Raw genomic sequence first — 12,821 nt, 5'->3', positions numbered from 1 at the left:
AGCCCGGAGGCGTCAGCCCTGGGTGGCGGCGGCCGCGTCGGCGGCCTGGGCCTTCAGGGCGCGCTCGACGCCCGACCGGGACTCCGACACCAGCCGCCGCAGCCCCGCGTTCGGCTCGGCCGAGGCCAGCCACGCGTCGGTCGCGTCGAGCGTCTCCCGCGAGACCTGGAGCGACGGGTACAGACCCACCGCGATCTGCTGCGCGATCTCGTGGCTGCGGGTGTCCCAGATCTCCTTGACCACCGCGAAGTACTCCGCCGCGTACGGCGCGAGCAGCTCCCGCTGGTCGGTCTGGACGAAGCCGCCGATCACGGCCTCCTGCACCGCGTTCGGCAGGTCCGCGGAGTCGATCACCGACGCCCACGTCTCCGCCTTGGCGGCGGCCGTCGGCCGCGCGGCACGGGCCGTCGCCGCGTGGCGCTCGCCCGCCGCCGTCGCGTCCCGCTCCAGCTCGGCCGCGATGGCCGGCTCGTCCGCGACACCGGTGGCGACCAGGCGCTCCAGGAACGCCCACCGCAGCTCGGTGTCCACGACCAGGCCCTCGACGGTCTCGGAGCCGTCCAGCAGCGCCGCCAGGTACGCGAGCTGCTCCTCGGTGCGGGCCGTCGCCGCGAAGGCCCGCGCCCACGCCAGCTGGTGGTCGCTGCCCGCCTCGGCCGTCCGCAGGTGCTCCCGCGTGGCCTCGGTCCAGGTCGCCAGGCCCCGCTCGCGCCACGCCGGGTCGGCGTACAGGTCCACGGCCAGCTTCACCTGGCGGTGCAGGGACTGCACGACGCCGATGTCGGACTCCTTGCCGATGCCCGACAGGACCAGCGCCAGGTAGTCGCGGGCGGCGAGCTCGCCGTCGCGGGTCATGTCCCAGGCGGAGGCCCAGCACAGGGCGCGCGGCAGCGACTCGGTGAAGTCGCCCAGGTGCGCGGTGACGTTGGCCAGCGAGACCTCGTCCAGGCGGACCTTGGCGTAGGACAGGTCGTCGTCGTTGAGCAGCACCACGGTCGGACGGGCGCGGCCCACCAGCTCCGGCACCGCCGTCCGCTCGCCGTCGATGTCCAGCTCGACGCGGTCCGTGCGGACCAGCTTGCCGTCCTGGAGCTCGTACAGGCCGACCGCGATGCGGTGCGGGCGCAGCACCGGCTCGCCCTTGGCGCCCGCGGGCAGGGCCGGGGCCTCCTGGCGGACGGCGAAGGCGGTGATCACGCCGTTCTCGTCCGTCTCGACCTCCGGGCGCAGGATGTTGATGCCCGCCGTCTCCAGCCACGCCTTCGACCAGGCGGTCAGGTCGCGGCCGGAGGTCTCCTCCAGCGCGCCCAGCAGGTCGGACAGCCGGGTGTTGCCGAACGCGTGCGCCTTGAAGTAGGCCTGCACGCCCTCGAAGAAGGCGTCCATGCCGACGTAGGCGACGAGCTGCTTGAGGACCGAGGCGCCCTTGGCGTACGTGATCCCGTCGAAGTTGACCAGGACGTCGTCCAGGTCACGGATGTCCGCCATGATCGGGTGCGTCGACGGCAGCTGGTCCTGGCGGTACGCCCAGGTCTTCATCGAGTTGGCGAAGGTGGTCCAGGCGTGCGGCCACTTCGAGCCCTCCGCGTACGCCTGGCAGGCGATGGAGGTGTACGTGGCGAACGACTCGTTCAGCCACAGGTCGTTCCACCACTCCATGGTGACCAGGTCGCCGAACCACATGTGCGCGAGCTCGTGGAGGATCGTCTCCGCGCGGACCTCGTACGCCGCGTCCGTCACCTTGGAGCGGAAGACGTACTGGTCGCGAATGGTGACCGCGCCCGCGTTCTCCATCGCGCCCGCGTTGAACTCCGGTACGAAGAGCTGGTCGTACTTGGCGAAGGGGTAGTCGTAGGCGAACTTCTCCTGGAACCAGTCGAAGCCCTGCCGGGTCACGTCGAAGATCGCGTCAGCGTCGAGGAACTCGGCGAGCGAGGGGCGGCAGTAGATGCCGAGCGGGACGGACTGGCCGTCCTTGCCCTCGTACGAGCTGTGGACGGCGTGGTACGGGCCGACGATCAGCGCGGTGATGTACGAGGAGATCCGCGGGGTCGGCTCGAAGGCCCACACCCGGTCCTTCGGCTCCGGGGTCGGGGAGTTCGAGATGACCGTCCAGCCCTCGGGGGCCGTCACGGTGAACCGGAACGTCGCCTTCAGGTCGGGCTGCTCGAAGCTGGCGAAGACCCGCCGCGCGTCCGGGACCTCGAACTGGGTGTACAGGTAGGCCTGCTGGTCGACCGGGTCGACGAAGCGGTGCAGGCCCTCGCCGGTGTTGGTGTAGGCGCAGTCGGCGACCACGCGGAGCTCGTTGGTCCCGGCGGCGAGCCCGGACAGCGCGATCCGCGAGTCCTGGAAGACGGCGGCGGCGTCCAGCGCCACGCCGTTCAGGACCACCTCGTGCACGGTCGGCGCGACCAGGTCGATGAAGGTCTCGGCGCCGGCCTCGGCCGACTCGAAGCGCACGGTGGTCACGGACGGGAAGGTGCCGCCCTCCTGCGCACCGCTGAGATCGAGTTCGACCTCGTACGAGTCGACGGTGAGCAGCTTCGCCCGCTGCTGAGCCTCTTCACGGGTGAGATTCGTGCCAGGCACGCGGTCATCTCCTTTGATGGTGACGTTGCCCCGCCATCCTTCCACGCGCTCCGCGCCACCGCGCCGGAGTAATCCACGGGCGAACGCGAGGTCCGATTCCCGCCAGCCCCGGCGGACCGGGCGGGGCACGATCGGGGTCATGACCTCCTCCACCGTCCGCGCCGCCGGAACCCCTTCCCCCGCCCTGCCCCGCCCCCTCACCCCCGACGTCCTCGCCGAGCTGCGCCGGCGCGACGACGCGGGCCGGCCCTGCCTGCCGTACGAGGACCCGGAGGGCGGGGCCCCGCTGCGCTGCTGCCTGCGCCGCAGCCGGGCGGGCGAGCGCATCGCCCTGGTCTCCTACGCGCCCTTGCGCCGCTGGGCGGCCGGGGCCGGCGCGGACCCGGGGGCGTACGACGAGCAGGGGCCCGTGTTCGTGCACGCCGACCCCTGCGCGGGCCCGGCGCCGGACGGCGCATTGCCCTTCGGGACACCGGGGGCGCTGCGCGTGGCCCGGCGCTACGACGCGGGCGGCCGGATCCTCGGCGGCCGTCTGCTGGACCTCGCAGAGGAGCCCGACGCGGTCGTCGGGCGGGCGCTGGCCGAGGCCTTCGCCGATCCGGAGGTCGCCCTCGTGCACGTCCGCGCGGTGGAGTACGGCTGCTTCCTCTACGAGGTGCGGCGGCCGTGAAACGGGGGAGGGGCGGGCGCCGTACGGCACCCGCCCCTCCCGCGCCCGGGCCCGGATCAGCCCTGGCGCAGCTCCTCGGCCACGAGCTCGGCGATCTGGACCGCGTTCAGCGCGGCGCCCTTGCGCAGGTTGTCGTTCGACAGGAACAGCGCGATGCCGTTGTCCACCGTCTCGTCGACGCGGATGCGGCCCACGTACGAGGCGTCCTTGCCGGCGGCCTGGAGGGGGGTCGGGATCTCGGACAGCTCGACGCCGGGGGCGTCCTTCAGCAGCTCGTGGGCGCGCTCGACGCTCAGCGGGCGGGCGAAGCGGGCGTTGACCTGGAGCGAGTGGCCGGAGAAGACGGGGACGCGCACGCAGGTGCCGGAGACCTTGAGCTCCGGGATCTCCAGGATCTTGCGGGACTCGTTGCGGAGCTTCTGCTCCTCGTCGGTCTCGAAGGAGCCGTCGTCGACGATCGAGCCCGCGAGCGGGAGCACGTTGAAGGCGATGGGGCGCTTGTAGACGCCCGGCTCGGGGAACGCGACGGCCCCGCCGTCGTGGACGAGCCCGGTCGCCTCCCCGGCGACGGCCTTGACCTGGCCGTCGAGCTCGGCCACGCCGGCCAGGCCCGAGCCGGAGACGGCCTGGTAGGTGGTGGCGACCAGCGCGGTCAGGCCGGCCTCGTCGTGCAGCGGGCGCAGCACGGGCATCGCGGCCATCGTGGTGCAGTTCGGGTTCGCGATGATGCCCTTGGGGCGGTTCTTGATCGCGTGCGGGTTGACCTCGGAGACGACGAGGGGCACCTCGGGGTCGCGGCGCCAGGCGGAGGAGTTGTCGATCACGACGGCGCCCTGGGAGGCGACCTTCTCGGCGAGGGCCCGGGAGGTGGCGCCGCCCGCGGAGAAGAGCACGATGTCCAGGCCGGAGTAGTCGGCCGTGGAGGCGTCCTCGATGGTGATCTCGCGGCCCTCCCACTCCAGGGTCGAGCCCGCCGAACGGGCCGAGGCGAACAGCCGCAGCTCGTCCACCGGGAACTTGCGCTCGGCCAGGATGCCGCGCATGACTCCGCCGACCTGTCCGGTGGCTCCGACGATTCCGACCCTCACGGTGACTCCTCTTGGTACGTAGGCGCGGGCGCGCGTGGGGCCATCATGCGTTCGACCCCACGAGGCTTGTCCAATCCATTGTCCGAGCTGCGGACGGTGTCCGGGATGTGAACCTGCGTGGCGAGTCCGTGACGGGCCTGTTTCAGGGCCCCCGGACATCCGTTTTGCCTGGTCAAGGCCGGTTAGCGTCCGGTCTGTCGTGCCCGTTATCCGGACACGGCGTACCAGACATCGGAACGCTCACCTCGGGGAGAACACCGTGCGGGACATCCGCCACCGCCGCCGGTCGATACCGGCCCTCGCCGCACTCGCGGCCGCCGCCGTCGCCGCGCCCCTCCTGATCGCCGCCGCCCCGGCGTCGGCCCACGACACCGACCACCAGGGCCGGCGCGGGGCCCGGCTCGCCAAGGAGCTCGTGGAGGAGGTCACCGTCCGCGGGGCCTACCGCCACCTGGCGAGGTTCCAGCAGATCGCCGACGCCAACGGCGGCAACCGCGCCGCGGGCACCCCCGGCCACGCGGCCTCCGCCGCCTACGTGCACGACACCCTGAAGAAGGCCGGGTACGAGGTCGCGTACCAGGACTTCGACATCCACGAGGCGCACACCAAGGCGGAGAAGACCACCGTCCTCGGCGAGGGCGGGCGCGAGCTGGCCACCGCCGCCTTCACCTTCACCCCGTCCACCCCGGCCGGCGGTCTCGTCGCCCCGCTGGCCCTCGCCCGGGTCGACGAGACCCCGGGCTGCACCGCCGACGACTACCCGGCCGGCGCCTTCACCGGGAAGATCGCCCTGGTCAAGCGGGGTGCCTGCACCTTCGTGGAGAAGCAGCGGGCGGCCGCCGCGGCCGGCGCCGTCGGCGTGATCGTCTACAACCACAGCGGCACCACCCCGGTGCGCGGCGGGTTCTCCTCCCCGGCCGAGGGGGTCATCCCGAGCGCCGGCATCACCCTGGCCGACGGCGAGGCGCTGGCCGCGGCCGCCGCCGCGGGCGAGGTGGAGGTGCGCCTGGACCTGGACCAGGAGCACGTGCGGAAGACCACCCGCAACGTGATCGCGGAGACGAAGGGAGGCCGCGCCGACCGCGTGGTGGCCCTCGGCTCCCACCTGGACTCGGTCCCCGAGGGCCCTGGGATCAACGACAACGGCTCGGGCTCGGCCGGTCTGCTGGAGGTGGCCCTCAAGCTCGCGGACGAGGGCGCCAACAAGAAGGGCGGGGGGACCGCGAACAAGGTGCGCTTCGCCTGGTGGTCGGCGGAGGAGCTGGGCCTGCTCGGATCCGAGCACTACGTGGCGCAGCTGTCCGCGCGGCAGAAGAAGGACATCGCCCTCTACCTGAACTTCGACATGATCGCCTCGCCCAACCCGGCGCAGTTCGTCTACGACGGCGACGACTCGGACAAGACCGGCGAGGGCGCGGGACCGGCCGGCTCGGCGCAGATCGAGGCGCTGATCAACGGCTTCCTCGACAGGAAGGGCAAGCCGCACGAGGGCAGTGACTTCGACGGCCGCTCCGACTACGGCCCCTTCATCGCGAACGGCATCCCGGCGGGCGGCACCTTCACCGGCGCCGAGGGCGTCAAGACGGCGGAGCAGGCCAAGCGCTACGGCGGCACGGCCGGGGCCCCGTACGACCCGAACTACCACGGTGCGGGCGACACCCTGAAGAACCTGGACCTGGAGGCCTTCGACACCAACCTGGACGTCATCGCCCACGCCGTGGGCACCTACGCGCAGGACCTGAGCTCGATCGGCAGGTAGCACGTCCGGCCCGAGGGGGGCGGGTACGGCGAAGGGGCGGGCGCCCGATGCGGGCGCCCGCCCCTCCGTCATGCCGTCACACCCTCAGGGGAGTTACGGGAGGACCTTCTCGATCTGCACGCTGCCGAGGCCGGCGGCGGTGCCGCGGGCGTTGAGCAGCTGGACCTGGCCGAAGAACTGACGGCCCTCGGGGGCCGCGCTGGAGACCAGGACGTTCGCCGAGACGTTCGCCGAGGCGCCGGTGGCGAGGTTCACCTTGGCGGCCTCGTCGACCTGGACGGAGCCCAGGGCGGAGGAGAAGTACACGTCGCGGTAGTCGTACGTGGTGGAGCCGGACGGGACCGCGTAGCCGATCACCTTGACGGTGTAGGTACCGGCGGCGGGCTTGTCGATGCTCACGGACTCGTCGGAGTCGCCGTCGGCCGAGGAGGCGACCTTCACGCCGTCCTTGTAGACCTCGAGGTCGAGGTCGGCGCCCGCGTCGGAGGTGTGGTTGATGGCCACGTCCAGACGGGAGACGCCCTCACCGACGACGACCTCGCTGGTCTTGGTCTCGCCGGCGGCGATGGTCGGCTTGTCGACCTTCGCGGAACCGAGCGGGCCGCCCTTGAGCGTGCCGCCGGAGATGGCCGCGCCGCCGTTGTTCACGGTCCACTGGACCGGGGCCGGGGTGCCCTGCTTGACCTCGGGGAGGACCTTGACCGCCGGGTCGAAGCCCGCGCCGAGGACGGAGACGTCCAGCTTGAACGGGTTGTCCAGCAGCGGCGACGTACGGCGCGACTCGACCTCGATCTCCCAGACGCCCGGCTGCGGGTTCTCGTACGAACGCAGGTCGGGGCGGCACTTGTTGGCCGGGTTGTCGTAGTTCGGGTAGCACTGGGTGGTCGCGCTGTCCTCGACGCCCGTGCCGTACGGGTGGATCGAGATGAAGCGCGTCTGGCTGCCCGCGGCGAGACCGCCGAGCGCGACCTCGAGGGTCTTGGCGCCCTGCGGGACCGTCACGAAGTACGACTTGTGGCTGTTGCGCTGCACGGAGGAGGTGTCCGAGAACGCGAACGACGGCTTCGCCAGCGGGGTGGAGGCGACGACCGTGGTCAGGATCTGCTTGTCGATGCCCTCGGTGGTCGGGTCGTCGAGCTGCAGGATGCCGCTGTGCACGCCGGCCGACTTGACGTTGGCCTCGACCTTGATGGTGACGGGCTTGTTCAGCGGGAGCGTGACGTAGTCGTAGCCGCCGACGACCTTGAAGGTGCCGTCGTTGTTGCGCCAGCTCAGGTTGTGCCGGGTGCCGTACTTGACGCCCGTGGTGCGGGTGACGACGACGTCGTAGACCTTCTTCTGGCCGACCTTGAGGCCGCCCTCGCGGTCGTACAGGCCGGTGCCGAAGCCCGGGGTCTTCAGGAACTGGTCGAGCGCGGTGTCGACCGGGGCCTTGACGGTGAACTCTTCGGCCTTCGCATTGCGCTGGATGGACTTCCAGGCGTCGACGATGTTGATGAGACCGGCACCCTGGGCGTGCGCCGGGACGTCGTCGATCTTCTTCGCGGTGCTGGTCAGCGCCACGCGCAGGGTCGCCGGGGTCAGCGCGATCTTCTGCTGCTTGGCGGCCGAGATCAGCAGGGCGCTGGCGCCCGTCGCCTGCGGCGAGGACATCGAGGTGCCCTGGAGCATCGAGTAGCCGGCCGGCAGGTTGTAGCCGGCCTCCTTGACCGGGCTGCCGGGCAGCCAGGTCTGGGTGGTGTTGATCGCCGCACCGGGGGCGGTGATGGTCGGCGTGAACCCGCCGTCCTCACGCGGACCGCGCGAGGAGAAGGGGAACATGTTGTACTTCTTCGACACGCCGGAGCCGTAGTTGGCCGCCCAGGTGTCCTTGGAGACCGCCGCGCCCACGGAGATGACCTTGTCCGCGAGGCCGGGGTCGCCGATGGTGTTGACGCCGGGGCCCTCGTTGCCCGCCGAGATGACGAGCTGGACGCCGTAGGTGTCGATGAGGTTCTTGTACAGCTCCGAACGGGCGTTGTTGCCGTCGTTCAGCGCTGGGAGACCACCGATGGACATGTTGACGATGTCCACGCCGCGGTTGACGACGAGGTCGATCATGCCCTCGGTCAGCGCGATGTTGGTGCAGCCGCCGGACCAGGAGCAGGCGCGCGAGGAGACGAGCTTGGCGCCGGGCGCCTCACCGTTCATCTTGCCGCCGAAGAGGCTGTTGGCGGCCGTGATGCCGGCGACGTGCGTGCCGTGCTCCGACTCGATGATGCCGATGTTGACGAAGTCGGCCTTCTTGCCCACCCAGTCCCCGCCGAAGGGGTCCATCGGGACGTCCTTGCGGATCTGGATCACGAACGGGATGCGCTCGGCGACGTCGGTCGCCGGGTTGTCCGTGCCGAAGTAGCCGATCTGGTAGCCGTCCTTGTACGGCTTCATCGGCTCGTTGTTGGTGAAGTCGCCGTCCTGGTCGGTGTCGACGCGGACGGTGCCGGCCACCGGGTCGTACAGCATGCCGAACTTGTCGGTGGTGTCGCCGTCGCGGTTGACGTCGCCCTTCATGTCACCGGTGGCGGTGATCGACTCGCTGAAGCGGCTCCACTGGTAGTTGCCCTCGGGCGCCTTCCAGCTCTGGCCGCCCGCGGCGAAGGTGCCGCCGGTGGCGGTGACCGGGGTGACCTGGGGGCGCCAGGTGGCGTCGTTGTCCAGGATCGGGTCGGTCGCGGTGACCCAGTCGACGATCTTGCGCTCGCCGGTGGTGGTCTTCTGGAGGGCCGGGTGCGCGACGTCGACGCCCGAGTCCAGGATGCCGATGGTCACGCCGCGGCCGTCGGCCTGCGGGTTCTTCTGGACGAAGTCCACCGCGCCGGTCTCGAAGGACGGGTTGTACGGGTTCTTCGCCGGGGTGTTCTTGTCCGGCCCGGGGAAGGACGCGTCGGCGGTCTTCTTGGCCGAGCCGGCGTCCTTGCCCGCGTCGGGGCGCGGGTCCGGCAGCTGGATCTCCTGCCGCAGGTCCATGCCGTGTACGGATTCGAGCTTGGCGGCGGCCTTGAGCGCGGCCTCGGCCTTGTCGGTCGGCAGGGTCGCGCGGACGTAGCCGAGCTTGTCGTACGTCTGGCCCACCGAGGCGCCGTGGACGGCGTCGAGCTGGTCGGCCACCTGCTTGGTCTGCCCGGGGGCGGTGGCGACCATGACGGTGACGGTCGCGTCACCCTTGGCCTTGGCCTCCTGGAGCAGCTCGGCGTCGACCGAACCGAGCTTCTGGTCGGCGGACTTGACCGGCGGGGTGTTCCGCGGGTCGTCGCCGGCCGCCGCGAAGGCGGGGACGGCGCCGGTGGCGCAGAGGGCGGCCACCAGGCCCGCGGCCGCCGCGACGCGGGCGGCACGCCGCGCGCCGGGTATGGACCCGGTGGTGGAGCTGGGGGAGTCGAGGGTCATCAGCATCCCTGGCTAAGTGAAAGATACGGTCCGGATTTCGGTGCCGGATGACCGGTCAGCTTTGCGCAAGTGACAGCTGTTTGGGGAGGGTTGACATTGACCGAGACCTGACATGGCGGACTCTCGCCAACGCGTACTACCCGCCAGTAGGGACATGCCGGGGCAAGGCGGGGCGACTCGCAGCGGTATACGAGTTGATTTATCGACTTACCAGCCTCGCATCGAGTGCGGCGCGGGCCTCCGTCTCATGACCGGTGTGACAGATTCCGACCGTTCAGCGCTCGCGCGTGCGCGCGTAGTGCCGCGAGGCCTTGGCGCGGTTGCCGCAGACGGCCATGGAGCACCAGCGCCGGGTGCCGTTGCGCGAGGTGTCGTGGAAGTGCAGGACGCACGTCTCCGAGGCGCACTTGCGGATCCGGTCGGGCGCCGACCGCAGCAGTTCCAGGTAGTTGCGGGCCGCGGTCCAGGCGGGTCCCCAGGAAGGGTCGTCGAACTCCGCCCGCTCGCCCGGGCCTTCGGCCGTGAGGGTGGCCCGGATGCGGCCGTGCTCCAGTACGGCGTCGATCAGCTCGCGGGCGCCGGCGTCGGCCGGGTCCGTGACGGCGCGGGCGAGGGCCTCGCGCGCGGTCAGCAGGTGGACCAGGGTCGACTTGTCGGCGCGGAAGCGGCCGTCCAGCCCCGTGCTGCGCAGCCAGAGGGTCAGCCCCTCCAGCCGGCTCAGACCGAAGGCCCCGGCGAACAGGTCGGTGGGCACGCCCTCCGGCATCCAGCGCGTGTTCATCAGGTCGAGCGCGAGCGGCTCCCCGGTGAGCGGACGGGGGTCCGTCGTCGGTACCGCCGTCATGTCCGCCTCCTCGCTCCGCTAACCCCTCAAGGGTACGTGACCGGTTGACGCCCGGATCTCTAACCTCTAATCTCGATTTAGAAGGTTAGAACTGCTGAAGGGAACCCTCATGACCGCCACCACCGTCGGCACGCTCCGCACGGGCCACGTGGGCCTCAACGTCACCGACCTGGACCGTTCGCTCGCCTTCTACCGCGACGCCCTGGACTTCGAGCTCCTCGGCGAGGGCAAGGAGGACGGCCGCCGCTTCGCCTTCCTGGGCCGCGACGGGGAGCTCGTCCTCACCCTCTGGCAGCAGGCGGACGACCGGTACGCCCCGCGGGCGGCCGGACTGCACCACCTCGCCTTCTCCGCCGGCGCGATCGAGGAGGTCCGGGCGTACGAGGACCGGCTGCGCGGCCTGGGCGTCGACTTCGCCCACGAGGGCGTCGTCGCCCACCGCGAGGGCGCCGCCTCCGGCGGGATCTTCTTCCACGACCCGGACGGCACCCGGCTGGAGATCTCCGTGCCGACCGGCGCCGAGGGTGCTCCCGCCCCGACCGCAGATGCTCCGACCTGCGGGTTCTTCTAGGCCCTCAAGGAAGGGGAACCGTCATGGGCCGGTACCACCAGGGCTCGCTGGCCGTCCAGGAACGGGTCGGCGTCCGCGAGCTCGCCGAGCACGTCGGCCGCTCCATCAGTCCGGGCATCCGGGACGTGGCGGCCGCCTTCCTCGCCCTCCAGCCCCACCTCGTCGTCGGCGCCGCCGACGGCGCGGGGCGGCTGTGGGCCTCGCTGCTCACCGGCGCGCCCGGATTCGCGCGGGCCACCGGACCGGACCGGATCGCGGTCCGTGGCGGCCTGCCGGACGGGGACCCCCTCGCCGGGGCGCTGGCCGCCGACGGCACCCGGGTCGGCACGATCGCCCTCGACCCGCGCACCCGGCGCAGGATGCGGCTCAACGGCACCCTCGCCGCGACCCCGGGCGGCTTCGCGGTGGCGGCCGAGGAGGTCTTCTCCAACTGCCCGAAGTACCTCCAGAAGCGACAGCCGCTGGAGCTGGTGGCCGAAGGGCCGGGAGTCCTGTGGCGCGGACCGGCGCTCACCCCCGGCCAGGAGCGGGCGGTCCGCGCGGCGGACACCTTCTTCATCGCCACCGCGGCGGGGGCGCAGGGGACCGACGCGAGCCACCGGGGCGGTATGCCGGGCTTCGTGGAGGTGCTCTCGCCGACCGAGCTGGCCTGGCCGGACTATCCGGGGAACGCGATGTTCCTGACCCTGGGCAACCTCGTCACCGACGACCGGGCCGGGCTGCTCTTCCCCCACTGGGAGAGCGGCGCGCTGCTCCAGCTGAGCGGGCGGGCCCGGACCGAGTTCGGCGGCGACGGGGAGCGGCGGGTGCGCTTCACGGTCGAAGCGGTGGTGGAGGCCCTGCATCCGGGGCGGCTGCGCTGGAGCGCCCCGGAGTACTCCCCGGCCAACCCGCCCGTTCACCGGGGCAGTACGACCAGGTAGGCGGCGGGTTCACGGTCGGCGGAGGCCGTCAGGGCGGTCCGGACGACGGCGGCCTGCTGCTCGGGCCAGTCGCGCAGCTTGCGCGGGGTCAGGTGCAGCACGGTCACCCCGAGGCGCTCCAGGGTCTCCCGCTTGCGGACGGCCTCGGCCCAGTCCTCGTCCTCGCCCTGGCGGGGTGCGCGGGTGTCGATCTCGATGGCGACGGCCTGCTCGGGCCAGTAGGCGTCCACCCCGCCGAGGTGCGGGCCGCCGGGCAGGCGCAGGTCCACGTTCCAGACGGGCTCGGGGAGTTCGTAGCCCCGTACGAGCTGGTACAGCCGGTCCTCGGCGATGGCCCGGCCCTCGGCGAGCAGGGCCTCCACGGCGTCCACCACGTGCGGCCGGTTCAGCAGCCGGGCGACCGTCAGCTCCCGTACGACGGCCGCCGGTTCGCAGTGGCCGGCGCGGACGGCCTCGCTCAGCAGGCGGCGTACGGCGTCGGCGTCGGAGAGCTGGGCGACGGCGTCGGCGACGGCCCGCGCCACCGGGGCCACGGGCAGGCCCGTCACCTCCAGCGGCCGGGGCGGGGTGTGGGCGCGCACGATCCGGACGTCGCCGGTGGAACGCAGCCGGCGCGTCCCGGGCACGAGGACGTCGATGTGCGCGAGGCCGGGCAGGGCCGGGGCGGCGGAGAACCGGTAGAGCGCGAGCGCCGCCAGGCCGGTGATCATGACCTCGCCCCCGCGCCGGCCCGCGTAGAGCAGGGCGGCGTGCAGCCGCTCCTCGCTCGTCGCGGGGCCGGAGTGCAGGAGGAACACCCCGGGCAGCACCTGCTGCCAGGGACGCCCGGCGGCCTCGGCGGCGCTGACGCCGTGCTCCCGCAGCTGCGCGAGGGTCAGCACGCGGGGGCGGCTGGCGGTGAGGTGGGCCAGGGGGAGGGGTGCGTTCTGGTTCATGACGCGGTGATTC

Annotated in this window: 9 protein-coding genes; 4 read left to right on the top strand and 5 right to left on the bottom strand. The window is 72.1% G+C overall.

The annotated features are described in order from the left end of the window. Window positions 1-12: 12 nt before the first annotated feature. Entirely contained in the window at window positions 13-2,592 is a 2,580-nt protein-coding gene (gene pepN / locus ABZW32_RS18915) for an aminopeptidase N (RefSeq protein ID WP_356217287.1), read from the bottom strand. 139 nt (window positions 2,593-2,731) lie between these two features. On the opposite strand from pepN, the gene ABZW32_RS18910 reads away from it, so the two are divergent. Continuing rightward, window positions 2,732-3,262 carry a DUF1203 domain-containing protein gene (locus ABZW32_RS18910; protein WP_356217286.1) on the top strand — a complete coding sequence of 177 codons (531 nt, stop codon included), beginning with the start codon at window positions 2,732-2,734 and terminating at the stop codon, window positions 3,260-3,262. Window positions 3,263-3,318: 56 nt separating this feature from the next. On the opposite strand, the gene ABZW32_RS18905 is transcribed toward ABZW32_RS18910, so the two are convergent. Then, window positions 3,319-4,350, bottom strand: a complete 1,032-nt coding sequence (locus ABZW32_RS18905) for an aspartate-semialdehyde dehydrogenase (protein WP_356217284.1) — start codon at window positions 4,348-4,350, stop codon at window positions 3,319-3,321. Between the two features lie 259 nt (window positions 4,351-4,609). Between ABZW32_RS18905 and ABZW32_RS18900 the strand changes: the two genes are divergently transcribed. Continuing rightward, window positions 4,610-6,109 carry a M28 family metallopeptidase gene (locus ABZW32_RS18900; RefSeq protein WP_356217282.1) on the top strand — a complete coding sequence of 500 codons (1,500 nt, stop codon included), beginning with the start codon at window positions 4,610-4,612 and terminating at the stop codon, window positions 6,107-6,109. Window positions 6,110-6,202: 93 nt separating this feature from the next. On the opposite strand, the gene ABZW32_RS18895 is transcribed toward ABZW32_RS18900, so the two are convergent. Then, window positions 6,203-9,535 carry a S8 family serine peptidase gene (locus ABZW32_RS18895; RefSeq protein WP_356217280.1) on the bottom strand — a complete coding sequence of 1,111 codons (3,333 nt, stop codon included), beginning with the start codon at window positions 9,533-9,535 and terminating at the stop codon, window positions 6,203-6,205. A gap of 274 nt (window positions 9,536-9,809) precedes the next feature. After that, the gene (locus tag ABZW32_RS18890) at window positions 9,810-10,379 is read right to left on the bottom strand and encodes a CGNR zinc finger domain-containing protein (RefSeq protein WP_356217278.1); all 570 of its coding nucleotides are present in this window, start codon (window positions 10,377-10,379) and stop codon (window positions 9,810-9,812) included. A gap of 109 nt (window positions 10,380-10,488) precedes the next feature. Between ABZW32_RS18890 and ABZW32_RS18885 the strand changes: the two genes are divergently transcribed. Both ABZW32_RS18885 and ABZW32_RS18880 read left to right on the top strand, forming a co-directional pair. Then, window positions 10,489-10,950, top strand: coding sequence for a VOC family protein (locus ABZW32_RS18885; RefSeq protein ID WP_356217276.1), 462 nt, complete (start codon window positions 10,489-10,491; stop codon window positions 10,948-10,950). A 23-nt stretch (window positions 10,951-10,973) separates the two neighbouring features. Next, window positions 10,974-11,873, top strand: coding sequence for a pyridoxamine 5'-phosphate oxidase family protein (locus ABZW32_RS18880; RefSeq protein WP_356217275.1), 900 nt, complete (start codon window positions 10,974-10,976; stop codon window positions 11,871-11,873). Here the strand turns inward: ABZW32_RS18880 and ABZW32_RS18875 are convergent. Further along, complete coding sequence (locus tag ABZW32_RS18875; RefSeq protein ID WP_356217273.1) at window positions 11,849-12,808, bottom strand: hypothetical protein; 960 nt, start codon at window positions 12,806-12,808, stop codon at window positions 11,849-11,851. The genes ABZW32_RS18880 and ABZW32_RS18875 overlap by 25 nt on opposite strands. Window positions 12,809-12,821: the final 13 nt, after the last annotated feature.

Source organism: Streptomyces sp. NPDC004667 (assembly GCF_040609475.1).
In the GTDB taxonomy this organism is placed as follows: Bacteria; Actinomycetota; Actinomycetes; order Streptomycetales; family Streptomycetaceae; genus Streptomyces.
This window is presented reverse-complemented; position numbering and strand designations above follow the sequence as displayed.

Coding starts and splice junctions, on each gene's coding strand:
- ABZW32_RS18910 (WP_356217286.1), top strand. CDS start 2,732: ATGACCTCCTCCACCGTCCGCGCCGCCGGAACCCCTTCCCCCGCCCTG.
- ABZW32_RS18895 (WP_356217280.1), bottom strand. CDS start 9,535: ATGACCCTCGACTCCCCCAGCTCCACCACCGGGTCCATACCCGGCGCG.
- ABZW32_RS18890 (WP_356217278.1), bottom strand. CDS start 10,379: ATGACGGCGGTACCGACGACGGACCCCCGTCCGCTCACCGGGGAGCCG.
- ABZW32_RS18885 (WP_356217276.1), top strand. CDS start 10,489: ATGACCGCCACCACCGTCGGCACGCTCCGCACGGGCCACGTGGGCCTC.
- ABZW32_RS18880 (WP_356217275.1), top strand. CDS start 10,974: ATGGGCCGGTACCACCAGGGCTCGCTGGCCGTCCAGGAACGGGTCGGC.
- ABZW32_RS18875 (WP_356217273.1), bottom strand. CDS start 12,808: ATGAACCAGAACGCACCCCTCCCCCTGGCCCACCTCACCGCCAGCCGC.